Annotated in this window: 32 protein-coding genes; 9 read left to right on the forward strand and 23 right to left on the reverse strand. The window is 41.3% G+C overall.

The annotated features are described in order from the left end of the window. Nucleotides 1-5: 5 nt before the first annotated feature. The 22 genes from GBI66_RS17135 to GBI66_RS17240 form a co-directional block, all read right to left on the reverse strand. Complete coding sequence (locus tag GBI66_RS17135) at nt 6-1,679, reverse strand: AMP-binding protein (RefSeq protein ID WP_151716925.1); 1,674 nt, start codon at nt 1,677-1,679, stop codon at nt 6-8. 6 nt (nt 1,680-1,685) lie between these two features. Then, complete coding sequence (locus tag GBI66_RS17140; protein ID WP_171494332.1) at nt 1,686-2,237, reverse strand: septation protein IspZ; 552 nt, start codon at nt 2,235-2,237, stop codon at nt 1,686-1,688. Continuing rightward, on the reverse strand, nt 2,234-2,482 hold the full coding sequence (locus GBI66_RS17145) for an acyl carrier protein (RefSeq protein WP_005193178.1): 249 nt from the start codon (nt 2,480-2,482) through the stop codon (nt 2,234-2,236). Before GBI66_RS17145 ends, GBI66_RS17140 begins: the two co-directional genes overlap by 4 nt. Nucleotides 2,483-2,493: 11 nt before the next feature. After that, entirely contained in the window at nt 2,494-2,754 is a 261-nt protein-coding gene (locus GBI66_RS17150; RefSeq protein WP_004775609.1) for a phosphopantetheine-binding protein, read from the reverse strand. After that, entirely contained in the window at nt 2,738-3,559 is an 822-nt protein-coding gene (locus GBI66_RS17155; RefSeq protein WP_151716926.1) for a 1-acyl-sn-glycerol-3-phosphate acyltransferase, read from the reverse strand. The genes GBI66_RS17150 and GBI66_RS17155 overlap by 17 nt, the downstream gene beginning before the upstream one ends. Then, complete coding sequence (locus GBI66_RS17160; protein WP_151716927.1) at nt 3,544-4,158, reverse strand: beta-ketoacyl synthase chain length factor; 615 nt, start codon at nt 4,156-4,158, stop codon at nt 3,544-3,546. The genes GBI66_RS17155 and GBI66_RS17160 overlap by 16 nt, the downstream gene beginning before the upstream one ends. Nucleotides 4,159-4,421: 263 nt before the next feature. Then, a complete protein-coding gene (der, locus tag GBI66_RS17165) occupies nt 4,422-5,831 on the reverse strand; it encodes a ribosome biogenesis GTPase Der (protein ID WP_004652520.1) in 1,410 nt (469 codons plus the stop codon). 174 nt (nt 5,832-6,005) lie between these two features. Beyond that, complete coding sequence (gene bamB / locus GBI66_RS17170) at nt 6,006-7,148, reverse strand: outer membrane protein assembly factor BamB (protein ID WP_151716928.1); 1,143 nt, start codon at nt 7,146-7,148, stop codon at nt 6,006-6,008. Continuing rightward, the gene (locus GBI66_RS17175) at nt 7,148-7,846 is read right to left on the reverse strand and encodes a tetratricopeptide repeat protein (RefSeq protein ID WP_005193190.1); all 699 of its coding nucleotides are present in this window, start codon (nt 7,844-7,846) and stop codon (nt 7,148-7,150) included. Before GBI66_RS17175 ends, bamB begins: the two co-directional genes overlap by 1 nt. Nucleotides 7,847-7,875: 29 nt before the next feature. Then, a complete protein-coding gene (gene hisS / locus GBI66_RS17180) occupies nt 7,876-9,168 on the reverse strand; it encodes a histidine--tRNA ligase (RefSeq protein ID WP_151716929.1) in 1,293 nt (430 codons plus the stop codon). Next, nucleotides 9,165-10,280, reverse strand: coding sequence for a flavodoxin-dependent (E)-4-hydroxy-3-methylbut-2-enyl-diphosphate synthase (ispG, locus tag GBI66_RS17185; RefSeq protein WP_005193196.1), 1,116 nt, complete (start codon nt 10,278-10,280; stop codon nt 9,165-9,167). Before ispG ends, hisS begins: the two co-directional genes overlap by 4 nt. Before the next feature lie 22 nt (nt 10,281-10,302). Next, a complete protein-coding gene (locus GBI66_RS17190) occupies nt 10,303-11,100 on the reverse strand; it encodes a RodZ domain-containing protein (RefSeq protein ID WP_005193199.1) in 798 nt (265 codons plus the stop codon). Next, nucleotides 11,091-11,897, reverse strand: a complete 807-nt coding sequence (gene pilW, locus GBI66_RS17195; protein ID WP_151716930.1) for a type IV pilus biogenesis/stability protein PilW — start codon at nt 11,895-11,897, stop codon at nt 11,091-11,093. Before pilW ends, GBI66_RS17190 begins: the two co-directional genes overlap by 10 nt. A gap of 17 nt (nt 11,898-11,914) precedes the next feature. Next, a complete protein-coding gene (rlmN, locus tag GBI66_RS17200; RefSeq protein WP_005193201.1) occupies nt 11,915-13,150 on the reverse strand; it encodes a 23S rRNA (adenine(2503)-C(2))-methyltransferase RlmN in 1,236 nt (411 codons plus the stop codon). Nucleotides 13,151-13,271: 121 nt separating this feature from the next. Next, the gene (gene ndk / locus GBI66_RS17205; RefSeq protein WP_004652531.1) at nt 13,272-13,703 is read right to left on the reverse strand and encodes a nucleoside-diphosphate kinase; all 432 of its coding nucleotides are present in this window, start codon (nt 13,701-13,703) and stop codon (nt 13,272-13,274) included. A 107-nt stretch (nt 13,704-13,810) separates the two neighbouring features. Further along, nucleotides 13,811-14,011: a Fe-S cluster assembly protein IscX gene (gene iscX, locus GBI66_RS17210; protein ID WP_004652532.1), complete on the reverse strand. Its 201-nt coding sequence runs from the start codon at nt 14,009-14,011 to the stop codon at nt 13,811-13,813. 96 nt (nt 14,012-14,107) lie between these two features. Next, nucleotides 14,108-14,659, reverse strand: coding sequence for a phosphatase PAP2 family protein (locus tag GBI66_RS17215; protein WP_005193202.1), 552 nt, complete (start codon nt 14,657-14,659; stop codon nt 14,108-14,110). 37 nt (nt 14,660-14,696) lie between these two features. After that, nucleotides 14,697-15,968 carry a glycosyltransferase family 1 protein gene (locus GBI66_RS17220; RefSeq protein ID WP_151716942.1) on the reverse strand — a complete coding sequence of 424 codons (1,272 nt, stop codon included), beginning with the start codon at nt 15,966-15,968 and terminating at the stop codon, nt 14,697-14,699. 156 nt (nt 15,969-16,124) lie between these two features. Further along, nucleotides 16,125-16,964, reverse strand: a complete 840-nt coding sequence (locus tag GBI66_RS17225) for a symmetrical bis(5'-nucleosyl)-tetraphosphatase (protein ID WP_151716931.1) — start codon at nt 16,962-16,964, stop codon at nt 16,125-16,127. After that, a complete protein-coding gene (gene rsmA, locus GBI66_RS17230; RefSeq protein WP_005193205.1) occupies nt 16,964-17,776 on the reverse strand; it encodes a 16S rRNA (adenine(1518)-N(6)/adenine(1519)-N(6))-dimethyltransferase RsmA in 813 nt (270 codons plus the stop codon). The genes GBI66_RS17225 and rsmA overlap by 1 nt, the downstream gene beginning before the upstream one ends. Before the next feature lie 32 nt (nt 17,777-17,808). Then, nucleotides 17,809-18,777, reverse strand: a complete 969-nt coding sequence (gene pdxA / locus GBI66_RS17235) for a 4-hydroxythreonine-4-phosphate dehydrogenase PdxA (RefSeq protein WP_151716932.1) — start codon at nt 18,775-18,777, stop codon at nt 17,809-17,811. Between the two features lie 88 nt (nt 18,778-18,865). Next, a complete protein-coding gene (locus tag GBI66_RS17240) occupies nt 18,866-19,495 on the reverse strand; it encodes a hypothetical protein (protein WP_151716933.1) in 630 nt (209 codons plus the stop codon). Between the two features lie 267 nt (nt 19,496-19,762). Between GBI66_RS17240 and rplM the strand changes: the two genes are divergently transcribed. Further along, nucleotides 19,763-20,191, forward strand: a complete 429-nt coding sequence (rplM, locus tag GBI66_RS17245) for a 50S ribosomal protein L13 (RefSeq protein ID WP_004652543.1) — start codon at nt 19,763-19,765, stop codon at nt 20,189-20,191. A gap of 12 nt (nt 20,192-20,203) precedes the next feature. Further along, a complete protein-coding gene (gene rpsI / locus GBI66_RS17250; protein ID WP_004775642.1) occupies nt 20,204-20,590 on the forward strand; it encodes a 30S ribosomal protein S9 in 387 nt (128 codons plus the stop codon). A 63-nt stretch (nt 20,591-20,653) separates the two neighbouring features. On the opposite strand, the gene GBI66_RS17255 is transcribed toward rpsI, so the two are convergent. Continuing rightward, nucleotides 20,654-21,052 carry a hypothetical protein gene (locus GBI66_RS17255; RefSeq protein ID WP_151716934.1) on the reverse strand — a complete coding sequence of 133 codons (399 nt, stop codon included), beginning with the start codon at nt 21,050-21,052 and terminating at the stop codon, nt 20,654-20,656. Between the two features lie 127 nt (nt 21,053-21,179). On the opposite strand from GBI66_RS17255, the gene GBI66_RS17260 reads away from it, so the two are divergent. The 7 genes from GBI66_RS17260 (at nt 21,180) to GBI66_RS17290 (ending at nt 25,831) form a co-directional block, all read left to right on the forward strand. After that, complete coding sequence (locus GBI66_RS17260; protein ID WP_005193211.1) at nt 21,180-21,839, forward strand: glutathione S-transferase N-terminal domain-containing protein; 660 nt, start codon at nt 21,180-21,182, stop codon at nt 21,837-21,839. Between the two features lie 14 nt (nt 21,840-21,853). Beyond that, entirely contained in the window at nt 21,854-22,279 is a 426-nt protein-coding gene (locus GBI66_RS17265) for a ClpXP protease specificity-enhancing factor (protein ID WP_151716935.1), read from the forward strand. A 15-nt stretch (nt 22,280-22,294) separates the two neighbouring features. Beyond that, the gene (locus tag GBI66_RS17270) at nt 22,295-22,960 is read left to right on the forward strand and encodes a hypothetical protein (protein WP_151716936.1); all 666 of its coding nucleotides are present in this window, start codon (nt 22,295-22,297) and stop codon (nt 22,958-22,960) included. A 385-nt stretch (nt 22,961-23,345) separates the two neighbouring features. Beyond that, nucleotides 23,346-23,705 (forward strand): hypothetical protein, encoded by a 360-nt coding sequence (locus GBI66_RS17275; RefSeq protein ID WP_005193216.1) that lies wholly within the window; start codon nt 23,346-23,348, stop codon nt 23,703-23,705. 164 nt (nt 23,706-23,869) lie between these two features. Continuing rightward, the gene (locus GBI66_RS17280) at nt 23,870-24,838 is read left to right on the forward strand and encodes a hypothetical protein (RefSeq protein WP_151716937.1); all 969 of its coding nucleotides are present in this window, start codon (nt 23,870-23,872) and stop codon (nt 24,836-24,838) included. Nucleotides 24,839-24,846: 8 nt separating this feature from the next. Beyond that, nucleotides 24,847-25,389: an ATP/GTP-binding protein gene (locus GBI66_RS17285; RefSeq protein WP_151716938.1), complete on the forward strand. Its 543-nt coding sequence runs from the start codon at nt 24,847-24,849 to the stop codon at nt 25,387-25,389. 22 nt (nt 25,390-25,411) lie between these two features. Next, nucleotides 25,412-25,831: a roadblock/LC7 domain-containing protein gene (locus GBI66_RS17290; protein ID WP_005149675.1), complete on the forward strand. Its 420-nt coding sequence runs from the start codon at nt 25,412-25,414 to the stop codon at nt 25,829-25,831. Nucleotides 25,832-26,083: the final 252 nt, after the last annotated feature.

Genomic DNA, 26,083 nt, shown 5'->3' on the forward strand with positions numbered 1-26,083 from the left:
TGCCCCTACACCTCATCAACGGCAAACGAAAGACGACCAGAAGCCAGAGTCTGTTCTGCGGCAGTCATTTCAAAGCTAATTTTATGCTGTTTTCGCGTTAATTTTAATTGTATCACTGCATAAGGGCGTATCAGATTCTGGAACTTGATCTGCTCCAAGCCCTGGCACTCATTTAAATCAGACCAGCTATTCTTGGCAAACTGTTGAATAAAACTGATCTGCCCAACACCAGGATAAATTGGTTGATTCGGAAAATGTCCTTTAAAACATTCCAGTTCAGGAGGGAACTCGAGTAAAAGATATTGCTCATCCTGCACCTGCCACTGTGATAAAACCACGGGTTGTAGCATTGGTGCAAAGAGCGCTTTTAAATAGTTTTTATCTCGTTTTGACTGCGCATTTTGTGGAATCTGACTGAGGAAACGCCATTGTCTTGGAATCGCAATGGTTTCAAGCTGAAACTGGAGCTGCTGCTTTAACTTCTTCACAAATGTAGCTTTACCCAGTTTAATCAGTTGCTGCTGAGCCGCTGGTGTAAGCACCACAATGCACACCAGAATTTGGCGATTCTGATGTTCCGTCACCAAGGCATGACTTTGTTCAACCTCAAGCAAAGTATTGATCTGCTGTTCAATGGCATCCAGACTTAAACGCTTTTCTTCGAGCTTGATAATCCGATCGAGTCGTCCCAATAGTTTAAATTGCTTCAGATTGATATCGATCCATTCAGCAGCATCCCCAGTGATGATCCAGCCAGACTCACCCGCATGGTTACTTTGCACCATAAGCTGCGTAGTTGCTGAAATCTGAATCTCAACATTATCAAATGCTGTCCAAGCGGCCTCATCCTGATGACGGTGTGCGATGCCCCCTGTTTCAGAGCTACCCAGAACTTCCACAATCGGAACATTCAGATGCGGACGAATACCTGCATCCAGTTTTCCACCTGAGCTAAAGGCCATTTCACAATGTTTTAAGGCGAGATCCTGACTCCAACGTTTTAATAGGGCAGGACTTGAGATCACATAATTGGTCCAGCCCGCTTGAGCTAAACGCTGCTGTGCCTGAATAACATCTTCTGGAAAAGCCAGTTGCATATTGAAAAAAGGACGGCCCGTAGCTAACGGTAAAAGCAGCTTAAACAATAATCCATAGATATGTTGGTGGCTAACCGTCGCAATCGCAGCACTTTTTTCATTGAACTGGAAACTGCTGGCCAAGCCTGAAACTTCATTTAAAAGCTGCTTTAAGGTCCGTTCAATCTTTTTTGGTTCCCCTGTTGAGCCAGAGGTAAAAAACATCACTTCCGCCTGATTGAGGAATTCATCTTTTTGTAATCTGATCAGGTTCGCTTCATGCTCACTGCGCTTTAAAGATGCATGAACAGGTTGACGTTCAAGAAAATGGATATCTTGCTGTAAAAATTGTTTCTCTAAATCACGCACTCGATGCGGCGGTAAAATAATTTTTTTGTTCGCGAGCAAGCTTGCAAAAAACAAGACACTAAATTGATAACTGTCCTGCTCCCATAACGCCCAGATCTGTTGAGGTAAATTTTGAATAGCCGCTGTCTGTTCAGCAACATCTTGCCAAAAGTCCGCATAAGAAATGGTTTTAAATTCAGCGCTAATACAAAACGTTTTCGCTGAATCGGTATCGTTATAAAAGAAGATAGGCATAGTATTTTAAGATATTGTTTGATTTAAACGTTGATGTCTTTTGCGCAAGATAAACTCACCCAATAATAAAATCCCCATCAAAACGTAAGAGATAAAACCATTATAGATCACCCAAAACTTCATTGGTGCAAAGCAGGTTGCCAATGCAATCAGGGCATTGATACTAAAAAATATACACCAGACCACAGTCACTTTACGTGTCCACTGTACCCCCGATGCAGGTAAATCAGGTTCCATCAGACGGGCAAAACGCTCGATCATGGAAGGAGGCTTATATAATGTCAGGGCAAAGATCAGCAAAGCGCCCAAACTCATTGCAACTGGATAAAGCTTTAGCCAGGCATGATCTTTTAAAAGCAGACTCAAACCACCACAAATAATGGCCAGTCCAGTCAAAGGTAACATCAAGTCTTTTTTCGCACTGACTAAACGAAGTATACCCAGAACGACGAGTAAACCACTGACCCAGAGAAACTGACCATGCGATAGACTCCATCCGACTATAAAGGGGTATAACACAAAAAATGTGATCACGCCCCCTCTGAACAGATGTTTCATTCAGCAGTCATATTCTGAATGACAACAACCACATCTTGTACTGTTCTGACGGCCTTAAAGTCTTCTGGCTTCACTTGCTTGCCAGTCAGTTCTTTAATTTTCACCACTAAATCCACAGCATCAATACTGTCGACGTCGAGATCTTCATATAAATTTGAATCAAGCTGAATATCGTCAGGCTCAATTTCAAATAAATCCTGCATCCATTCTCTTAATTTTGCCAGCACCTGTTCTTGAGTTAACATCGCTCTACTCCTTAAACTGCTTGCTGTGCTTCAACCAAAGCCACCAGACTTTGAACTGATTTAAAATGTTGTTTGGTCTCATCTGACTCGGCATTCAAATGAATGTTGTAACGCTTTTTCAATGCCAAGCCCAACTCTAGAGCATCAATTGAGTCTAAACCCAAACCCTCACCAAAAAGTGGAGCGTCGGTTTCAATATCACTGATGCTAATATCCTCAAGTGCGAGAACATCAATAATCATTTGCTTTAATTCATCAGCAAGATTGCTCATTTTTAGATAACTCATCATTAAAAATTTGATAAAACTGTTGATTCAACTGACGTACCTGCTTAGGGCTAACGTCTGAATCCGCTAATAGGTCTTTGACCTCAATTGCATCGAGTACCTTAATTTCAATATGAAAGGGTTGCGCAGGCACATGATACCATTTTTCATTTTTGGTTAAGGTCGACGGTGTACAACGTATCAACACTGGACGCACTGGCACATTGGCACGGATGGCAATATTTGCAGCACCACGTTGAAACTCATTCAGAGATTCGCCTTTTTCTGTGCGGGTTCCTTCAGGAAAGATCAACAATGACGCCGCGCCCTGCTCTTTTAAACGCACCACGCAATCCTCAATAAACTGCTGTGAACCTGCATTTAAAATATAACCTGCGCTACGAACTGGCCCACGCGTAAAGGGATTTGACCATAATGATTGCTTAACCACACAATTGGCTTGTTGCATCAGACCAATCATCACCACCACATCAATCAAGGTCGGGTGATTGGCAATGACTAATTCTTGGCGGCTATTTTGCAGTTTTTCCAGCCCCTCTACGGAGTAGGTCATTACGCCAAGTTTGACCATCATTTCAGTAAAGCCCTTGAAGCTGTAATGAATGACTTGCTGCGCACGCTGCTGACGCAAAACTGGATTGCGGCTGCTTAAATGAACCAAAGGTGCGATAACCGTTGCAATCCCAACCCCGCCTGCACCAAAACTTGCAAAGCTGAAACCTGTCGCTGCAACACGCCAAGCATAATTGGCTTTCTGTTTAATCTGATTCAGCTTTAACATTTTTTCCATCTCAACACAGATTGGTCTACTTCTGCAGTCTGCCAAAACTGGTAAAAAGCTAAACTTTCTAATGATTCCGAGCCACTGAGCTGTAAAACTTCCAGATTGGGATTTTCTAAACTCACGATAGCTGCCAAAGCAAATGCAGAGAACTCAGTAGCATCAGCATAAACACTTGGTAAAGCTTGATCATATGCCACCACCAACACACGCTGTGCCGAGGGTGTTGACTTTAAAATTGCATAAGCCTCAATCAATGCTTCTGTCCATTCACAGCTTAAACTTGTCGAGGGCGTCGCATCCCGACATAGAATCGAATACAAGCCTGCAATTGCATTGTGAACTGAGGTTGAAAATTGTGTTGGTGATGGTGTTTGTTGTTGTAATACGTCTTGGAGAATATCCAAGGTTTTTTGTTCGTCCCCGTACCGGGAAGCCCAGACAATATAATCTACATATTGACCGTCAAGCTTCGTCAAGGCACAACTCAAAGCCATTTTTGCCAATGCAGAGAGTCGTCGACGCTGCATGGCAGGAATAGCATCCAACGCAGCATAGTTTTGCTTAGCATCAATAAGCTGAGGCTGCGTTATATGGAGTTTCAACATGCAATGCATAATCCCAATAAGGTTAAAAAACAGACAAAAAGTAGGTCTTAGGCGGTGGCATTATAGCATTCACACCAATTTTAACAAAAAAATATTTATTCTAAATATCAGTAACTTAACAACAATTTTAATTACTCAATGATTTTAAATCCATTCAATGTGAAATTCAACTAAACAAAAAACTATATTATAAATATTAACTATCTAAAAATTATAATAAAAAAGCCCAAAGCAAAGTTTGGGCTTTTGGCATCAAGATCAGCTTAACGCTTGAATTTCTTTTCTGCTTTTTTGAATTTCTGTACATAACGACGTTTACGTGCTGCCACACGTTCATCCACTTGCGACTTACGCCCCTCAAATGGGTTGTCCGATGTTTTAAAATCAACACGAACTGGCGTTCCTTCAAGTTTATAAACTTTACGGAACACATTCTCCAAATAACGACGATAATCCGCAGGTGTCTTGTCTACCTTGTTACCATGAATCACGATTGTTGGTGGATTTTGTCCACCCATATGCGCATAACGCATTTTAATTCGTTTACCACCAATCATCGGCGGTTGGTGCGCTTCAGTCGCATCATTTAAGATTTGAGTGAGTTTCGCAGGAGAAACTTTTAAGTGTGATGAATCATAAGCACGATGGATGGTTGGGTACATTTCCCCTACGCCAGTACCATGCAATGCCGAGATTAAATGTACTTTCGCCCAAGGAATAAAGTCAAAACGACGGTCTACATCCAACTTACATTGCTTACGATCATACTCGGTCATGTTGTCCCATTTGTTGATCGCAATCACCATGGCACGACCAGCTTCAAGCGCATAACCAATCAAATGTAAATCTTGTTCGACCACCCCTTCACGGGCATCCAGTACCACCACAATCACATGTGCATCTTTAATCGCTTGTAGTGTTTTCACAATTGAGAATTTCTCAATCATTTCCTCTACTTTGCCTTTACGACGTACACCAGCTGTGTCAATCAAAGTATATTGACGACCATCACGTTCAAACGGGATGTAAATCGAATCACGCGTTGTTCCGGGTTGGTCAAATGCAACCACACGGTCTTCACCCAACAGGCGGTTAACCAAGGTTGATTTACCGACATTCGGACGACCAATAATCGCTAAACGTAAACCTGTTGCTTTGTCATGCTCTTCTGGATTTTCATCTTCTGGAACTTCAGCCAAGACATCTTCAAGCATTTGCTGTACGCCACGGCCGTGACTTGCAGCAACTTGTAAGGGTTCCCCCATACCGAGCTTGTAGAATTCAACTAAAGCAGCCTCGGCATGAACACCGTCCACTTTATTGGCAACCAAGTAAACTTTCTTACCGAGTGTACGTAGTTCACGTGCGATTTGCTCGTCTGATGCCAATAGGCCAGCACGCGCGTCCACAACAAAAACAATGATGTCTGCTTCATGAATCGCAGTTTTCGACTGTTCAGCCATGTACGAATCAATACCACCTTCATTCTCACCGATACCACCGGTATCTACGACAATGAATGACTTATTTTGAAAAACAGCATCACCATATTTACGGTCACGGGTTAAACCAGCAAAATCGGCAACCAAAGCATCACGACTTTTGGTGATTTGGTTAAATAGCGTTGATTTTCCGACGTTTGGTCGACCAATGAGCGCAATAACGGGTTTCATAAATTAACCTTAATTCAGACGAGCCATCATTGATGACATCGTATCAGAAACTGTAGGGAAGATTTTGGTGATCAAATGATCATAATAAAAATTCGGGGATTTGTCTGACAAATACCCCGAAGAATTTGTTAAAAGTGCAATTCGCTGTTTTAATTTTACCACATTTAGGAAAAATTAACGATTCTGCCAGATGCTTAATGCACCTTTACGCGTTGCAACATAAAGTTGATTATCAATCACGCGCAATGAACGTACTTCACCACTGGTTTTAGCACGGCCGATTAGCTTACCTGAGGCTGGATTAATCAGATGAATCACACCATCCAAATCACCTACAACAAGGTTTTGTCCTAGCATTACAGGATTGCTGAGCTTACGATTCAGCAATTCTTCATTTTGCCAAACCAACTCACCAGTTGCCAAGTTATACGCATTCAACTTGCCATCTGTTGTCGTAACAAAGACTTTATCATCTGCAACTTCAGCACTATTGGTACTGCTTGCATCTTCGCTCCACACGACACGTTGTGTTGCAAGATCAGTCACAGTCACTTGGCCTTGGAAGCTCGTCGTCACTAGATATTGTCCTGAAACCACCGGATCACCAACCACATCCACCAAACGTTGAATGTCTGAACGACCTTCACTGATTGCAACACGGCGTTGGAAACGTGGCACACCGCTAATGATATCCAAAGCATAGATATAGGCATTTGCAGAGCCAATCAACACAGTACGCTCGTCTAAACGAACAGGTGCTGGTTGCCCACGCAAACTGAATTGTACATTCGGGAGCTTATATGCCCAAACTTGTTGTCCTGTCACAGCATCATGCGCAAACACTGTACCATCATTAGCAATGGTAATTACGCGACCAGACTGGATCAGTGATGGCGACAAAATTGCCCCAGACAATTTCGCTGTCCATTTTTGTTCACCAGTCGCTTGGTCTAAAGCAAATAACTGACCTTTGCGATTACCACTGACTACAATCCCCTCACCAGCTTCTACACCAGCAGTGAGTTCTTGTTTGGTAATTTTACTTTTCCAGAGACGTTCTTTACCTTTGTAAGCAGACACCTGACCATCTGGGTCAATCGCAAAAACCACACCATTGTCGGTATCCAACTGCAAGCGTAAAGCTTCAGCAGCATCAGTCGACGAAACACTTTGTGAAAACACAAGGTTTAAATTTTGTTCTTGCGTGATTTTTGGCAATGGATTTGGTTTTACTTCTTTTACTTTATTGCTTGAACAACCAACCAATAAAGCTGAAGCAATTGCAATTGCCAAAGGTAGTTTTAGTTTATTCTGCATTAAGACTCATCCACTTTGGTATCTAAGATCGGGCGCTCAAAATCAGGATCATCTACTAAAACGCCAACACTTTCGAGTTTAATTTGTAAAAGCTGACGCTCTTGTTTACGTTCGAGCAAGTTATCCCATGCACTTTGATACGCTTTACGTGCAGATGCGTTGTCTTTTTTCGCAACAAAGATATCACCGCGCAGCTCTTCTGCTGTTGCTTTGAACGCTGGATCAGTCACCGTTGATAAGGTTTTCAAAGCTTCATCATATTTGCTTTGCGCCAATTGTGTATCCGCTAAACGTATTTTAACAATTTGCAGCAAACCAGCATCTTTTACCTTCGCATTTTCAACTTTCTTCAAGGCTTTTTCAGCTGCAGCATAGTCTTGCTTGTCGTAAGCAAGTTTCGCCATAATAAATTGTGTTTGAATTGCTTGAGCCGAGTCAGCGTCATCTTTTACAATTTTATCAGCTGTTTCAGATAAGCTGGCAAAAGCATTTGGTTGACCCGACGCCGCTTTTGCCTCATCCATCAACTTCTGTACCTTTGCTGTTTGGTTCTGGGCTTCAGCAAGGTTTTTCTTTTGCCAGTATTCCCATCCGAAAAAGGCAATCAAGGCAATGAGAATTCCGCTAATCATTGCAGAACCATATTTTTTGGCAAACGACTTTAAACTGTCGAGTTGTTCTTCATCACTTAGACTCATGTGATTGTCCTTTTCCTAAACTTTGCAATTTATTGTTTAAATTTTTCGATAAAGAATGGTGTCAGTTCAGCCAAGGCTACTTGAGACTGTTCAGCCGTTGCAAGTTGCTTCACTAATAGCTGCTGAGATTCCCACTCACGCTCACCCAAAATAACCGCATAGGTTGCACCAGACTGATCCGCCTTCTTCATTTGGCTTTTCATGCTGCCCTGAGATCCAGTTTTCAAACGAATCGTGCTATTTGCCGCTTCCAATTGGTCACGAATTTGCTCTGCCAAGACTAGCGCTTTAGCTTGATAAGCAGGTTCAGCTAACAAGAAGATTTCGCAATCACGAACATCTTTGGTTTGTTCAACTTGCTCAAGCAACAGCAGCAAACGCTCCATACCCATCGCAAAACCAACTGCAGGTACCGACTGATCAGCCTTACCTTTCAACTGGCCAACCAAACCATCATAGCGACCACCCGCACAAACTGTACCCTGTGAACCCAACATTGTGGTGGTCCATTCAAATACAGTTTTGTTGTAGTAGTCCAAACCACGCACTAACTTTTGGTTAATCACAAATTCAATGCCAGCATCACTTAAATATTGCTGCAATTGCTGAAAGTGATTGATTGAATCTTCTTTAAGGAAATCATGCAACTTCGGTGCATTTTCCAAAATCTTTTGCGTCGATTCAATCTTAGAATCCAAAATACGTAATGGATTGGTGGTTAAACGACGTTGCGAATCTTCATCCAGCGCATCTTTGTGTTGGTTTAGAAACTCAACCAATGCTGCACGGTATTCTGCACGCTCATCGGTTTCACCCAAGGTATTCAACTCAAGTTGAACCTTGTCAGCAATACCCATATGCTTCCACAAACGCGCTGTGAGTAAAATTAACTCTGCATCGATATCTGGCGTTGCCACCCCAAAAGTTTCTACACCAAACTGGTGGAACTGACGGTAACGGCCCTTTTGCGGTTTTTCATAACGGAACATTGGTCCCATATACCACACACGCGGCGTCGCGCCACGCAACAAATTATGTTCAAGCAAAGCACGTACACAACCCGCCGTCCCTTCTGGACGTAAGGTCAATGATTCAGGCGGATTACCTTTGTCGAAAAAGGTATACATCTCCTTTTCAACGATATCGGTCGCATCACCAATAGCACGTTTGAATAAACCTGTCTGCTCGACAATCGGCAAACGGATCTGTTGATAACCATACGCATCCATCAGAGATGCAAGTTGTTGTTCCAGACTTCTCCAAGCTGCAGTTTGCGTTGGAAGGATGTCATTAAAACCTTTGATAGCGACGATTGAACTCATGATGAACTACGAATAATTTCTTTAGATTTTGCTTCTTCAAGCTCTTGAACACGTTGACGAACCATTGTTTCAATTTCATCAACCAACTGATTTGTGTCGATCAAATGGCTCTTTTCACCATTACGATAGACCAATGAACGAGGAGATGCTCCTACAATCCCGATATCTGCCTCTTTGGCTTCACCAGGACCATTCACTTTACACCCGATCACAGATAAATCCATCGGGGTACGGATATCTTCTAAACGCTCTTCCAATGCTTGCATCACTTGAATCACATTGAATTCTTGGCGTGAGCAGCTTGGGCAAGCAATAAAGTTAATTCCATTTGAGCGCAAGCCCAACGATTTTAAAATATCAAAACCGATTTTAATTTCATCTTCTGGTTCAGCTGCAAGCGAGATACGCATGGTATCGCCAATGCCTTCCATCAACAATCCACCCAGTGCGATGGCTGATTTCACCGTACCAGTACGGTAAATACCAGCTTCGGTTACGCCAAGGTGTAAGGGATTATCAATCTGCTGAGACAGTAAGCGGTAGGCATCCATGGTTAAAAACACATTCGATGCTTTTACACTGACTTTGAACTCATGAAAGTCTAAACGATCAAGAATATCAATATGACGCATAGCAGACTCAAGTAAAGCTTGTCCTGTTGGCTCGCCATATTTCACTTGTAAATCTTTTTCTAACGAACCCGCATTCACACCAATACGAATCGAAATGCCATGATGTTTTGCCGCAGCAACCACTTCACGTACTTTCTGATCTGAACCGATATTGCCTGGGTTAATACGCAAACAATCTGCGCCATAATCAGCCACAGCGAGTGCAATACGATGATCAAAATGAATATCCGCAACTAAAGGAACAGTCACACGTTTACGAATTGCACCAAACGCCTCTGCCGCTTCCATCGAAGGAACAGAAACGCGCATGATATCTGCACCTGCATCTGCACAGCGCTGGATTTGCGCAACAGTTGCATCGACATCACAGGTTTCAGTATTCGTCATACTTTGAACACTGATCGGGGCATCACCACCGACATACACCGAACCGACGCGAATTTTACGTGTTGGACGGCGTTTAATTGGGTTCACAATCATCGTATAGCTCTACTCTTTGGCATTAACGAGACAAACGGAATTCTGCTTTTCCATTAACTGTATAAGGAGACAATGAAATTTGCTCCTGATTTAAAGTCAATGCTACTGCTGTCGCATCATCTAAACGGATTTGAAATGGTGATTCACCACTTAAAGTCAATGTCGATGCTTGGCGACCTGTTGCCAATACTTTACCTGTTGCATCTACGATATGCACAGAGGTCGGACGGTTAAAACTCAACACCAATTGGTCACCAGATGTTGCAGTCGTGGTCGTCCCACTCATAGGTAGAATTTGAACGTCAGAATTCTTGATCTTCGGCACATCTTCATCATCTTTATGGCTTGATGTCCAGTTTTGAACCGCCATAACCGCTAACCAAGCCAAAACGCCAACCGCAACCACGATCGCAATACGCTTTAACCAGATACGGTTACGTACACTTTTCGAACCTGACAATTTCCCCATAATTTTAATCGGAGAATTATTCAAGGCATGACTGGCTTTAAGCCCAGTATCGTTGGCATAGATTTCATCAAAGCGCTGAATGATCGCACTGGCATCTGCATTTAAATGCTTTGCATAAGCACGATAATAGCCTTTGATAAACGTGGCTTCAGGTAATGATTTATAGTCGTCTTGCTCTAATGCTGTCAATGTTTTGACAGGCATATTCAATACGTTTGCAATCTCATCAATTTCTTTCTTTTGTGCAATACGAATTTGACGCAAATACTCACCAGGTCGTTGAATATTTCCTAACGTTGACGCTGGCGAGGTTGAGCCAGTTGGCTGATGTGAATTTGGATTTATTTCCATACGGCCTCAGTACTGTACTGTAATTGCAAATAACGTTGATATTCTGGACTATCAGGAAATAGCGCACGTAGTTGATTGACTAACACTTGCATTCCTAATTGATCCGCATTCGCTCGAGCAATGCGTAGACCAATCCAAAGCGCCCGAGCACCTTGGTTTTTCTGTCCCACGTTACGAACATATTGTTCGTATAGTTGTGCAGCATCTCTATTATTTTGTTGCAAATAGAAAATTTCCGCCAACTCTAACATTGAAATGGTTGCGTTTCGATTCGCTTGTAGCGCTTGTTTGAATGATTTTTCAGCATTCGCAACATCGCCCAATTTCAAATAGATTCGCCCTAGGTTTTCCAACGACTGAAAACGTTGTTCATAGCCTAAAGTTGCACCCGCACGGGTAAATTGCTCAATGGCGTCATTATAACGTTGCTGTTGATACAAATATGTACCGTAATTATTACGCGCTTGAGCATTATCAGGTTCTGAGGAAATTGCACGCTTAAAATAAGCTTCTGCTTTTTCCATATTAGTCTTGCTACCTTCTTGTTGCAGCAAAATCCCCATCATCATATTGGCATTGGCATCACGGGAATCAATCTTTAAAGCTTGGTCAAGTGAACGCTTAGCTGCATCTAAATCACGATTACGAATATACTCTGCCGCAAGTTGAGTACGGACTTGCACTGCTTTTTCTGGATCTTTTTTTAATGTTGTAGAGGGTGTTTGACATGCTGTTAGGCCAAGTAAAGTAAACCCAACAGCTGTCGCAATAATCGTTTTTGGTCGAGTGGTATTCAACGCCTTTTCCCCAAGTATTATCCTTGTGTGCGCAAAATTTCTTGTTGTTGCGCCACTTTCTTTTTCCATTGTTCAGCACGACGAGTACGGTCAGCAACCTGTCCTACCAATTGTCCACACGCTGCATCGATATCATCACCACGTGTCTGACGAATCGTACACACAAATCCTGCATCCGACAAAGTTTTTTGGAAAGCAATAATACGGTTACGGCTCGAACGACCATACGGTGCATGCGGGAACGGGTTAAATGGAATAAGATTGATCTTACTCGGTAAGTTTTTCAATAATTTTAAAAGTTGTTGTGCATGCTCAGGCTTGTCATTAACACCGTCTAACATCACATATTCGATCGTGACATGGCGACGTGAGCTTTCATTGCCATCTTTAGCAAGATAACGTTGGCAAGCAGCAATTAACTGCTGTAATGGATATTTTTTATTGATTGGAACAAGTTCGTTCCGCAATTCATCATTTGGTGCATGTAGTGAAATTGCCAAAGCGACATCGATATCTTGCGCCAGTTGATCAATTTTCGGTACGACACCTGAAGTCGATAAGGTGACACGGCGTTTCGACATGCCATAAGCAAAGTCATCCAGCATTAACTGCATAGAACTGAGTACAGCATCATAGTTGAGTAAAGGTTCGCCCATACCCATCATCACTACATTTGTCACGGTACGCTCGCGTTCGGCAACAGGTACCTCTTCCATGTAGGAATAGTTTGCCATCCACAACTGACCAATGATTTCAGCTGGGGTTAAATCACGTTGAAAACCTTGCTTGCCTGTCGAGCAGAATGAACAATCCAATGCACAGCCCACTTGTGACGAAATACACAAGGTCTTACGTGCACCTGTTTTATCTTCCGCAGGAATCAATACAGTTTCAACCAATGACCCTTCACCATCTCCAACACGGAACACCCACTTACGGGTTCCATCTTTAGAGTAGTTACGATGCACCACATCAGGTGCTTTAATTTCACAAATCTTTTCCAGTTTCTCTCGTAATTTGCCTGAGATATTGCTCATCTCAGCAAAATCAGTCACAAAATATTGATGAATCCATTTCATGACCTGACCCGCACGAAATTTCTTTTCGCCTAAGTCTTCGAAGAATTTTTCTAATTCAGCTCGAGACATGCCAAGTAAATTTACTTTTTTCTCGACAGCATGAACGACAGGTGTAGAAACAGACTGTTGTTTTTCATCTAAATTTTCTGATGAAACGACCACTGCAGAACTCATGTACATTTACCTAAACAATATCAGCGCTAAAAACCGCTGTGCATAATTCGCACAACGCAATCTATAAAAAATAAAAAACCAGATAAGTAGTATACCACTTATCTGGTTTGAATACTTTGGATTAACGAGTGCGTGGGCAAATCTCGTTATCAGCAAAGAAGTAAGCGATTTCACGCTCAGCAGAAGCAACTGAGTCAGAACCGTGAGCAGCATTTTCGTCGATGCTTACAGCGAAGTCAGCGCGGATTGTACCTGGAGCAGCTTCTTTAGGGTTTGTCGCACCTAAGATTTCGCGGTGAGCAAGAACTGCATTTTCGCCTTCAAGAACTGAAACAACAACTGGACCAGAAGTCATGAATGCAACTAAGTCAGCAAAGAAACCACGTTCTTTGTGCTCAGCATAGAAACCTTCAGCATCAGCTTGAGAAAGGTGTTTCATTTTAGTTGCAACAATTTTCAAACCTGATTTTTCGAAACGAGCAAAGATGTCGCCGATGTGGTTTTTAGAAACTGCATCTGGTTTTACGATAGATAAAGTACGTTCAATCGCCATGATTGACTCCTATTATGGTTTAAACTAAAAAATTTGCCGCATTATACCGATGTCATCGCTAATAATCAGCTTGAATATGCAAAACTTAAGCGTTTTCTGACGAATTTTTAACGAACTTCATCTAGCCATGCCATTTGAATGGCTTCAAGCAAACCTTCAGTTGACTTATTTGGGTCATCACTAAAGTCAGGCAAAGCACAAACCCATGCATGTAAATCGGTAAAACGGATCCATTGTGGATCCACATCTGGATGTGCTTCGGTGAGTTCAATCGCAATATCAATCGTATCTGTCCAACGTAAGCCCATATGACAACCTAAATAAATATGTGTAATTGAGCGTACTTTAACAAATCATGCAATTTAAGGGATAGTGCTCTATTGCGAAATTCAGCATAAAACACCTTACAATGCGATATTAAAGCTAGGTGCCAGCAAAATAATAGTACTGGCAACTGATGCACCAATCATCGCACCCACAATCACATCACTCGGATAATGCAGACCCAAGACCATACGTGACAAGGCGACCAGAATAGTGAAAGGCAGCATCAAGATCAGCAACAAAGGTTGGATATAGCCCAGCGTGATGGTCACCATCACTGCATGTAAAGTATGACCTGATGGAAAACTAAAATGATCCAGTGCCCTTTCACCCAAGACAATCACTTGATGCACCTGATAAGGTCTTGGACGTGTGGTTTTATTTTTCAAAAATTTATAGATCAAGGTTCCGACAGAACCCGCAGCAATCACATACAAAATTTGCACACCATATGCCAAACCTTGCATTGCCCAAACTGACAACAACATGACATACCAAAATGGTCCATCCCCCAAACGACTGATCGTTTTAAAAAATAAAGCGACTCGCTGTGAATGGGAGAGATGATTAAGGTAGACACACCCTTTTAAATCTAAATCAAGTATTTTTATTTTTGCATTTTGAAGATTCATACTTTTTCTCCTCTTATGAGAATACTTTAAGTCGTGGTCATGGGAGACTCCTCACGACTTGATATAGTGCTTGTTCTAATTGTTGTACTGGAAATTGCCAGCTACTTTGTTGCACACTTTCACTGGCCAATAAGCCCATCTGTCTCAATTGTGGTAGTGCAGGTAGTTGGCAAATCGACTGAATTAAATGATCTGTTTGACCTAATGGAGTCAACCACCCTGTAACATTCGGTTTGACGTGTTGATGGGCGCAGACATAATCATAAGCCACCACCGCTAAGCCGCTGGCAATTGCTTCTAAGACTACATTTCCAAAAGTATCGGCTTGACTAGCAAAGGCAAACACATCGGCACTGGCATACGCGGCTGAAAGTTCACGACCACTCAGACTGCCCATAAAAATAATGTCATCCGATTGTGCCATCTTGCCTAGACGGGCGCGATCTGGGCCATCACCGACAATTACAAACTTCACATTTTTACCTTGTTGTGCTTGTAAGGCATGAAAGCTTTTAATCAGCACATCGACTTCTTTTTCTGGCGATAAACGTCCGACATACAACATCACTCGGGTATCTGCATCGACACCCCATTGTTGGCGCAGTTGTTGTGAACGGTGCTGAGGCGAAAATTTCTCAGTATCCACACCACGACCCACCACCACCAATGGGCAAGTCACACCAAAGCCGCGTAAAGCTTGTTCGGTATATTGGCTCGGCACACAAGTCACATCGGTACTGTTATGAAACCAAGTCAAATAACGTTGAATCGGCTTGACTAAAAAAGCCAAGTCAAAGAAGCGACTAAAATCATGAAAGGCTGAATGAAAACCACTGGAGACTGCTATTTTTCTCGATTTTGCCGCTTGTAGTGCAGTCAAGCCCAACGGTCCTTCGGTCACAATATGCACCACATCTGGTGCGAACTTTTCAAAGGCTTTCGAGACCTTGAGATATTGTGGCCAACCAAACTGAATACTTGGATATTTCGGAATCGGCTGAGACATGACCAGGCATTCTTGTTCTGGATGAAATTCGGTACAAACTGCTTTTTGGGTTGGTCGTACCAATAAAATTTTATGTCCAAGTCGTTGTAGACCTTGGCACAATTGCATCATCGACAGCGCTACACCATTGATTTCTGGTGGCCATGTTTCAGTCACAATGGCAATTCGGAGACGAGGACGAACGAGATCGCGAAGCTCAGACAATTCATCTTGTTTATTTCTGGGTTGTTTCCTTTTAAAGTAAAATTTAAAATTTTCAGGAAACTCTTGCTTGAATAGAGATGTCGCGTATGTACTCTGCATATCGCCATCCATTTGTGTCGTTATTTTCATGCTTTCAGCTTAAAAGCATTTTTTGACACTTTAATGATCAGTGTGTGACAGTTTTTTGACAGTCTTAAAATAAAAAATGCCCGAGTTCAGTATGAAAATGGGCATTTAAAAGAGATCACAGACTGATCAAGCTAAAGGATTATCCACTGCAAAAAGTTGCTGATCGTCTAAACGGAACGCCATCAATTGCTGTCCCCAAACACAACCACCATCGACATTTTGAATTTGAGGACTAATGGTCTTGCCCTGCAAAGCTGCCCAATGCCCAAAAATTAATTGATGGCTTTGTGCTGCCTGACTTTCAAACTCAAACCAAGGTTGGAAACCTGCTGGCATTGGTGCATCAAGCGCATCTTTAAAATCAAATTCCAAACGCCCAGCAGCATCAGTTAAACGCATCCTTGTCAGATAGTTGGTAATACAGCGCAAACGTGCCATTCCCGTCAATTCATCTGACCATAGATCAGGTTGTGAGCCATACATTTCAGCAAGAAAACCATCTAAAACCGAAAGATCGTCATGACCCACCACCTGCTGTACTTCTTGTGCCAATGCCATCGTTTGTTCAGCATTCCAGATACACGGCACACCTGCATGGGTAATCAAAGTCTGCGCATTTGGAGATAGGCTTAACGGCTGTTTACGCAGCCAATCAATCAGCTCATCACCATCAATGGCATCAATCACTTCTTGAGTATGATCTTTGTCTTTGGCCTTTTTAAAACCACGGGCACAGGCAATCAAGGTCAAATCGTGATTGCCTAATACCGTTGCGGCAGCACCACGGTCAGCCAGCTTTTTAATAAAGCGTAAAGCACCTACCGAGTTTTCACCACGTGCAACCAAATCCCCCGCAAACCATAAAAAGTCTTGGTCAGGATCAAAGCGAATTTCTTTCAGCAACGCTTTCAGTGCTTCGAAACAACCTTGCACATCACCAATGACATAGTTATAGCGCTTAGACATTAAGACACCATCTGATCAGAGAGTGCGACAAAGTCAGCTAGGCTTAAGGTTTCTGGACGTGCCATCGGATCAACGCCTGCTTTTTCAAAGCCATCTTCTGCCAACATCCCTTTTAAACTATTACGTAGAGTTTTACGGCGCTGAGTAAAGACATGCCCAACCAAACGGGCCAAAGCTTTCTCATCCTTTGCAACGATTGGCTTGGTTTCATATGGCTCTAAACGAAATACTGCCGATGTGACTTTCGGTGGTGGATTGAATGAGCCTGGCGGCACTTCAAACAAAAACGTTGGTTTGCAGTAATACTGAATCATCACCGATAAACGGCCATATTCTTTGGTATTTGGCGTTGCGGTAATACGATCAACCACTTCTTTCTGCAACATGAAATGCATGTCTTTGACTTTGTCACCAAACTCCAAGAGATGGAACAACAAAGGCGTAGAAATGTTATATGGTAAATTTCCAACCACACGCAGTGGACGACCATCTTTAAACAGTTCGGTGAAATCGTACTTTAATGCGTCAGCTTCAATAATGGTCAAACGTTCAGGATGTGGCACACGCCCAGGTAAGCCTGCTGCCAAATCTCGGTCAAGCTCAACTACGGTCAAAGCATCACACTCACCAATCAAAGGCGATGTTAATGCAGCCAAACCAGGTCCAATTTCAACAATATTTTCGCCTGTACGTGGATTCACTGAGCGTACAATTTTGGCAATCACACGTTGATCATGTAAGAAGTTTTGACCAAAACGTTTTCGAGCCTGATGCCCTTCATCTTTAGGGTTTAGGGCATTAATTTGATACATAATAATTCCAACGTGAATAATTTACTCGTTAATCACTGACGAGCTAAATCAAGTGCTAAATCCACTGCAACATGCAAGCTCGATGCTTTTGCCTGTCCAGTGCCTGCAAGAGAAAGTGCTGTACCATGATCGACAGAGGTTCGAATAAATGGCAAGCCTAATGTAATGTTAACTGCTTCACCAAAGCCTTGTGATTTTAACACAGGTAGACCTTGATCGTGATACATCGCTAAAACTGCATCTGCATTGCTTAAATTTTCAGGAGTAAATAAGGTATCTGCAGGTAAGCTTAAGCTCATCTCAATGCCTTGTGCTCGATAGGTTTCTAACACAGGATTAATCACTTCTATTTCTTCTCGGCCCAAATAGCCATCTTCACCTGCATGAGGATTCAGACCACAGACCAAAATACGTGGTGCAGCGATTTTAAATTTGGTTTTTAAATCATGAATCAAAATATCAATGACTTGCTGTAGACGTTCTTTGGTAATAGCATCAGGCACATCACGTAAGGGTAAATGTGTCGTCGCCAAAGCAACACGCAATGTTTTGGTCGCTAGCATCATCACCACACGATCAATGCCAGCAAACTCTTGGTAATATTCCGTATGCCCACTAAACGCGATGCCTGCCTCGTTGATAATCGACTTCTGCACTGGGGCTGTTGCCACACCAACACTCAGTCCTGACAGCGCATAATCAGCTGAACGGCGTAGCTGTTCCAACACATAAGCCGCATTGGCTGAATCTAATTGTCCCAACACAACAGGTTTAGCTAAAGGCACATGTTCAACAAAAAGTTGTCCCTGCACACTAGATTCAGTCTGCCCCTGATAAGCAATCAGTTCAACATCAATACCTAAAAGATTGGCGCGTTGCTGTAACATTTGTAGATCAGCCAGAATAACAATCGGTCGCTCATCGATACGTTCTGCCAAACTGAGACAAATATCAGGACCAATTCCTGCAGGTTCGCCTGAAGTGACATATAAAGGACGCATGTATACCGCCAGTCTTTCTTGATTCCTATCTAGTGTAACCAAAATCGAAGAACAGCTATAGTGCTGGATTTTTAATAATTCAAACGCTTTAAGGTGTAGCGGAAACTTTCGGCAAATTTTGTGGCACTAGATTCGAAGGTACAAACTCGACCTTGCGTGTCCAAGGATTAATCTTTGGCTGTACTTTCTTTTGAGGCTGTACAACAACGACTTCTTCTTTTTTCTCAGCCACAACGACACCACTTGCGGCTTTTTCTACCAATGGATTGCTAACCACATCTTTCTTTTCTGCAACCTGCACGGGCTGTGCAATCTGAGATTCCTTCTTCTCTATCACAGGTGTTGCAACCACAGTACTTACAGGTCGAGTATAAGGTGCTGCAATTGCCCCCTGCTTCACTACAGTTTGTGTTGTTGGTTGTTGAATAGATTGTGTTGTTGCAGCTGAGGCTTGCCCTTGGAGATTCAGTTGATCAACAGGAATCTCAATCGCTTTCATCTCAGCCGTCACTGCCATTGCAGGGTCAACGTGATCATTACCTCGACTTTCCAGTACCTCAAGCTTACGGCTGGTCCCCTCTTTAGGCTGAAATTCTGAATAATTAGTGACGCTGGTCTGATCTACCCATTTATAAAGTCGTCGTGCATTGGTCTGTGTTGAACAAACGCCTATCAACAATGTAACTACAACAATTTTTGTAGAAAACGACAACTTCATCAAATTCCCCACGAGAAGAGGTTAATACTTCTATTTATTTCAAATATTTGCTAAAAAAATAATAGGGCAAATCCCTCCCCCTCACAAGGCAAATAATGTTGCTTGAAATAAAAGTCGCCTTAATTACAAATTCAGTCACATTGCAGCAATTTGTGACGGCTCAGGTGAATTTTTCTTGTGTACTTTTACGAACTCATGTAGAATTCGGTCTCCTTTTGTTTGGACAGATTTTACCGTCCAAACCAACTATAATAGGTAGTGGTTTAAATGAAAACTCTCAGCGCTAAGCCAGCTGAAGTTCAACACGACTGGTATGTTGTTGATGCTTCTGGCAAAACTTTAGGTCGCCTTGCGACTGAAATCGCTCGTCGTTTACGCGGTAAGCACAAGACTTCTTATACTCCTCACGTTGACACTGGTGACTACATCGTTGTGATCAATGCTGAACACGTTCAAGTGACTGGTAACAAATCACTTGATAAGAAATATTATCGCCATACTGGTTTCCCTGGTGGTATCCGTGAGACTAACTTCGAGAAGTTAATTGCTCACAAACCTGAAGCAGTTTTAGAAAAAGCTGTTAAAGGTATGTTACCAAAAGGTCCTCTTGGTTATGCAATGATCAAAAAAATGAAAGTGTACGCTGGTACTGAGCATCCTCATACTGCTCAACAGCCACAAGTTTTGGACATCTAAGGGATACAGCACATGGCTACTAATTATGGTACAGGTCGCCGTAAGACCGCAACTGCACGTGTTTTCTTATCAGCTGGTACAGGTAAACTCGTAATTAACAACCGTACGCTTGAGCAATATTTCGGTCGTGAAACTGCTCGTATGGTTGTGCGTCAGCCTTTAGAGCTTTTAGAAGTTACTGAAAAATTTGACCTTTACATCACTGTTAAAGGTGGTGGTATCGGTGGTCAAGCAGGCGCTATCCGTCACGGTATTACTCGTGCATTGATCGCTGCTGACGAAAACTTAAAACCTGCTCTTCGTCAAGCTGGTTTCGTTACTCGTGATGCTCGTGAAGTTGAACGTAAGAAACTTGGTTTACGTAAAGCTCGTAAACGTCCTCAATTCTCTAAACGTTAATCGTTTTAGGAATCGGACAAAAAACCTCGGAATTTTCCGAGGTTTTTTATTGCCTGCTTTTGGTCATTTCTTTTTAGAACAATCCATCATTGCATCACCAATACCATCGGCGGAAGCAAACTCAGTGATCTTACAGCCATTCTGAGTATAGGTCTTGCTCACTTTAGAAAATTGATGATCTTTCGGGATCGGTGCATTACACGGTTGACCCGTTTTTTCATGAACCATCTGGATTGGACCATCATTATAAATAGTGACCTGACAACCTTTCACGACATATTGTTTTTTGATCCCGCCATACTGTTGCCCACTATCATCATCAGCCGCATCAGCAATCACTGCATCAGCAGCAGCTCCACTCTCAACTGATGAGACATTGCCCTGCTCCGACCCTGCAGGTGAGCTAGCACAACCACCCAGTAACAACGCTCCACACAAAACAATCAGGTAATCTGGCTTCATTGTATTTTTCTCTCTTTGAACTTATTGAATCATAAATCTATTCTGTAACAATCATATTGTTCAGCTTTAAGTGATTTCCAACGTTAATTTTAGTATTCTAAACAGTCAACCATAATTTTTTGGACTTATGTCTTTAGAAAATCCCCCAACCCCTGTCCAAGGCATTACGCTTTATAGTCATGCAGATGATTTCCGCTCACACTGGATTCGTTTTTTACTTGCTGAAAAACAAATCAAATACCAACTGATTATCACTGACCATGAAGATGAGGATTTAGCGGACCTCAATCCCTATAACCAACTTCCCATGTTGATTGAACAAAATCTAAAACTATTTTCGGCCAATGTGATTGCAGAATATTTGGATGATCGTTATCGCCAAAATAAACTCTATGCCGATGCGCCGATGGCACGAGCAGAACAACGGCAATATATTTGGCGCTTTGAACAAGATTGGTTCAAATTGGCCGATCACATGTTGAGACATACGGATACATTGGATCCTAAGCAAAAACAACAGGCTCAAAAAGAACTTAGAGATACGCTGATTTCACTCACCCCCCTATTCCAACATTTCCCATTTTTCATGTCGGAAACATTTTCAATCCTCGATTGTATGTTAGCTCCAATCTTTCTACGTCTAAAAAGTATGGGGATTGAATTACCTGCACAGCACTGTCGGCCTATATTCTTGTATTGTCATCGTATCTTTAGCCGACCATCTTTCATTAAATCAATGACAGCTCAAGAAAAAAACAGCTACAATGAATTGATTTCAACGATTTAATAAGTTTTTCAATTATGCCTGAGCAAATAACTTTTACGCCTACACGCCCCTATCTTGCTCGTGCCATTTATGAATGGATTTGCGATAACCAGCTGACCCCTTATTTATTGGTTGATGCAACGCAGCCCCATACCGATGTTCCATTACAATTTGTCAAAGATGGACAAATTGTCTTAAATCTTGCACCACATGCCATCCATCAATTTCATATGAGCAATGATGCAATCACTTTCTCGGCTCGCTTTGGAGGCGTTGCAAAAGAGATTTATGTGCCTATTCGTGCCGTATTAGGGATTTATGCAAGAGAAAATGGACAGGGCTTGTTCTTTGATGCTTCTGAATATGCGGAAATTGAAGATACAACTGCTCCTCCTGTGGATGAAGGAAAGCAAGACGCTGAACCAACTAAAAAGAAACCTTCACTAAGAATTTTAGATTAAGCGAGGATAGACAAGATGGCATTTGACTTAGTTCAATATTTTTCTGAACAAATTAAAATTCAAAAACCGCAACTTTTTAATCAATATTCTCCTAAAGAAAAACAATCTTATATTGATGAAGTAAACGTGTTAGCCCTTGGACAATTGATTAGTCTGTGGAAACAAAATCCACAAAAACTTTATCAAGAAGTTCAAACAGCTGATCCGCTTTACATTCAAGAGGTTGCCCGCCATCTCACCACTTCAGCCCATAATCAATCTACGCTGAAAGCCTCAGAGCTTGAAGCCAGCCTTTCTGATGTGCTGACGCTACAATTGGCCGAATTAAAGCAACTAGATCAAACAGGAAGCTTTGGCCAAACAGGATTGACAGAGCTTTTAGTTGGACAAATTGAACATTTATCTGGCCAAGCTGAGGATTGGGTTTGGTCAACCAATCAACTGACCGAATTACTCGGTTCAAAACCTGTTGTACAGCAAGAAGTGTCGCTTGAAGAAACCATGCAAGAATTTAATCAAATGGTTCATCAAGCACAACCAACCTCACATGATGATCATGAAGACACTATCGAAGTTGAAGCGCCAGTAACACCTGCTTGGGCGTATATTGTTTCTCCTTTTGTGGCATTGGTCATTTTGCTATTTTTGTATTGTTCATATTGCCAATTAATTTCAGCCTAAACCGATAATAAAATGATAAAGAAAGTAGGTTTACTTTCTTTATCATAGACTTAGAAAAAATTAAATTCAGTTAAAATATTAATTAATTTATTTTTAATTAAAATAATTTACATTTATTTACAATCAAAGATTCAATTCCAATTCAGATTTTAACGTGTTTAACATCACAATAAAAACAAAATCCAATCCTTAATTAATATTTTTATTTGTTTATTTGACAAAAATTGTCAATTATTAGCAATCCTGTCATTTCAATTATTTTAAAGTATGATTGATTTAATAAAAGAGTTTCCTATAATGAGATTAACTACTTTTGAAAACTAATCAAAAACAGAAGTGGCAAATATAAATTCATAAACAAAGATGTATTAGTAGAGATAAAATCATGGCTAAAATTTCATTAGAAAGCTTAACAAATATTGATGGGTTCGTTGCAGCAGCTTTAGTAGACACAGAAAGTGGTTTGGCGCTAGCAACACAAGGTGGGGGCACAATCGACTTAGAACTAGCAGCTGCAGGTAATACTGAAGTTGTTCGAGCAAAACGCCGTGTAGCTAACTCACTGAAACTTAATGATGATATTGAGGATATCCTCATCACTCTAGGCAAGGCATATCACTTAATCCGTCCACTTGAAAGCAATGGCAACCTGTTCCTTTATCTTGTATTAGACCGCACTAAATCTAACCTAGCGATGGCTCGTCACGAATTAAAAACCTTTGAAAAAGAGTTAGACTTTGCTTAACTCTCAGTTTAAATACATTTAATATATTAGGCTACTTGTATATACTCTTATTTTATTTATTTAAAATAAATTAAGAGTTATATAAGCAGTCTATTATTAGTCTTTAGTATTATTAGGCTAATTTTTTTGCAGTCCAATATTTTATAAAACATTAAAGTGATACTATGAATGGACATTGCATTAATATCGCAATTTCAGGTATAAGTTTAAAAGTTTCAGATGAATTAAAAATAGAGCTTAGAAAAACAATACCTCATGAATTTGGCATTAACTGGATCAATATTGCCGATCCAAATATCGACTTATTACTAATAAATGAAAATTTTTTTGAAACTGAAGGTATTCAACGAATTTTAGAACAAAAAAAACTTCCCTGCTTAAAAGTTTCTAAAGGAGAAGGTACACAGCATATAGAAGAACACAATACGCTTTATTTGCCTTTTCAGCATACTGATGCATTAAAAAACTGGATTCATATTCGCCTTTTAAGCTACCTCACCCATCAACAAGCCCAACAGCCCAGAGTTGAATCCGTTTCTAACCATAATGCGATCAATGCAAAGTATTTAACCGATATGTTAAATCCTGAAAATGCACGACTGCACCTGTTTGATGATCATGGCACCCTAGCCATTATCGATACTCGCAGCCAAATTGCATGGCTCGAACCAACGCGCATACATACACAAACCAACCAAAGCTTTAAATATGAGTTCGCAACGACATCGAACTTCACCAAAGTATCGCGTAAGGTTGAATATAACCTGCAAGATTGGTTATGGAACCTGTTTTGGCATTCGCTGGAATTCCAACGCTTAGCACCAAATGAAAATGAATATTACAAAATTGAATATTGGCCACAGCCAGCGCAAAACACTGAGCGAAAAACCACTCTCTTACTTGCCGCTTGCTTTATACAAGGAGCCCAACTGTACCAAGTTGCAACACAATTAAAACTTCCTATTCAAACGGTTCAACAATTTATCGCTGCCTGCATTCTCTCAGACAATGGCGGCATTATCCCTGCTTCAGAAAGTCATTATCTAAAAACAGAAACTACTGAGCAAACAATTGAACAACAAGGTTTTTTAAATAAATTTTTCGGCAAAATTAGACGCCGCTTTGGGCTTTAAGGATTGATATGATTCTCCAACAATATAAAATTGTGTTTGCAGGAAGCATGGGCGCAGGTAAAACGGAAGCAATCAAATCGCTTTCAGAAATCCCTGTGCTCGCGACCGAAGCATTCAATACAGATAGTCAGGCTCATAATAAAATGCAAACTACGGTGGGTATTGATTATGGCGAGATTACATTAGATGACGGTGTAAAAGTTGGTTTATATGGCACACCTGGACAATCACGCTTTGATTTTATTTGGCCCGTGATTTGCCAAGGTGCATTGGGGGTGATTTTACTGGTCGATCACAACAGTAAAGTACCGATCGAAGAACTTGAAAGCTATTTAGACACCTTCAAAGACTATACCCAGAACATCTCGATTGGCATTACCCATGTTGATGAAAATAAAGGACAACCCACGACCATTTATCGTGAGTGGCTGATTCAAAATGAATACCACTATCCACTATTTTTTATCGATGCACGTAAACAAGAGCATATTTTGCTGATGATTGAATCTCTCATAGCAGCATTAGAAGTCAATTTAAAAGCAACAAATTAATTACTTTATAAAGAGAAGAATTATGTTCAGTATTCCCAGTCAGCAACGTACGGCACCCAAAGAGCTGATTCAATTTGCAAAGGCTCAGGCCAACGACATTTTAACCAATATCCGGGGGGTAGATTATATTATGCTCTGCTCTACCGATGGATTTGAGCTTGCCTCGATTTATAAGAAAAACCCCTATAACAGCACTAAACTTGCGGCTGTAAGTAGTTCAATCTTGGCAATGGTTACCGCTTTCCTGAATGAAATCCAACTGACGGGATGCCAAAGTATTACCTTGGATGCAGAGAATGGTAAGGCGATTCTTACTTCAATTCCGGCCCCTCATCATCCAATGGTGATGGTGACCCTAAGCAATAAAGATGTCCTACTGGGACAACTGCTCTATAGCTTAAAGCAAGCCAGTGGTGCCATTGTCGACGCAGACCAAGCTTAATTTTTTACCTCTAAAATCTGACAGGCGTCAAAAGCTTGTCAGATTTTTGTCATTTATAACTTCTATAATAATACTTTACTTTTCAATTTTCATTTTTGAATCTTCATAAGCTATAAATTTCACTAATTAGCTGTCCTACTTTGTTTGAAAGTCTCTAAATAAGTCATAAATTCAGAATAAAATATTGTTTTTAAAAAACATCAGATGAATGGTCATTAATTTAAATGATTTAGCAATATTTTTTCATTATTA

Source organism: Acinetobacter sp. TUM15071, assembly GCF_008980925.1.
Classification (GTDB): Bacteria; Pseudomonadota; Gammaproteobacteria; order Pseudomonadales; family Moraxellaceae; genus Acinetobacter; species Acinetobacter dispersus.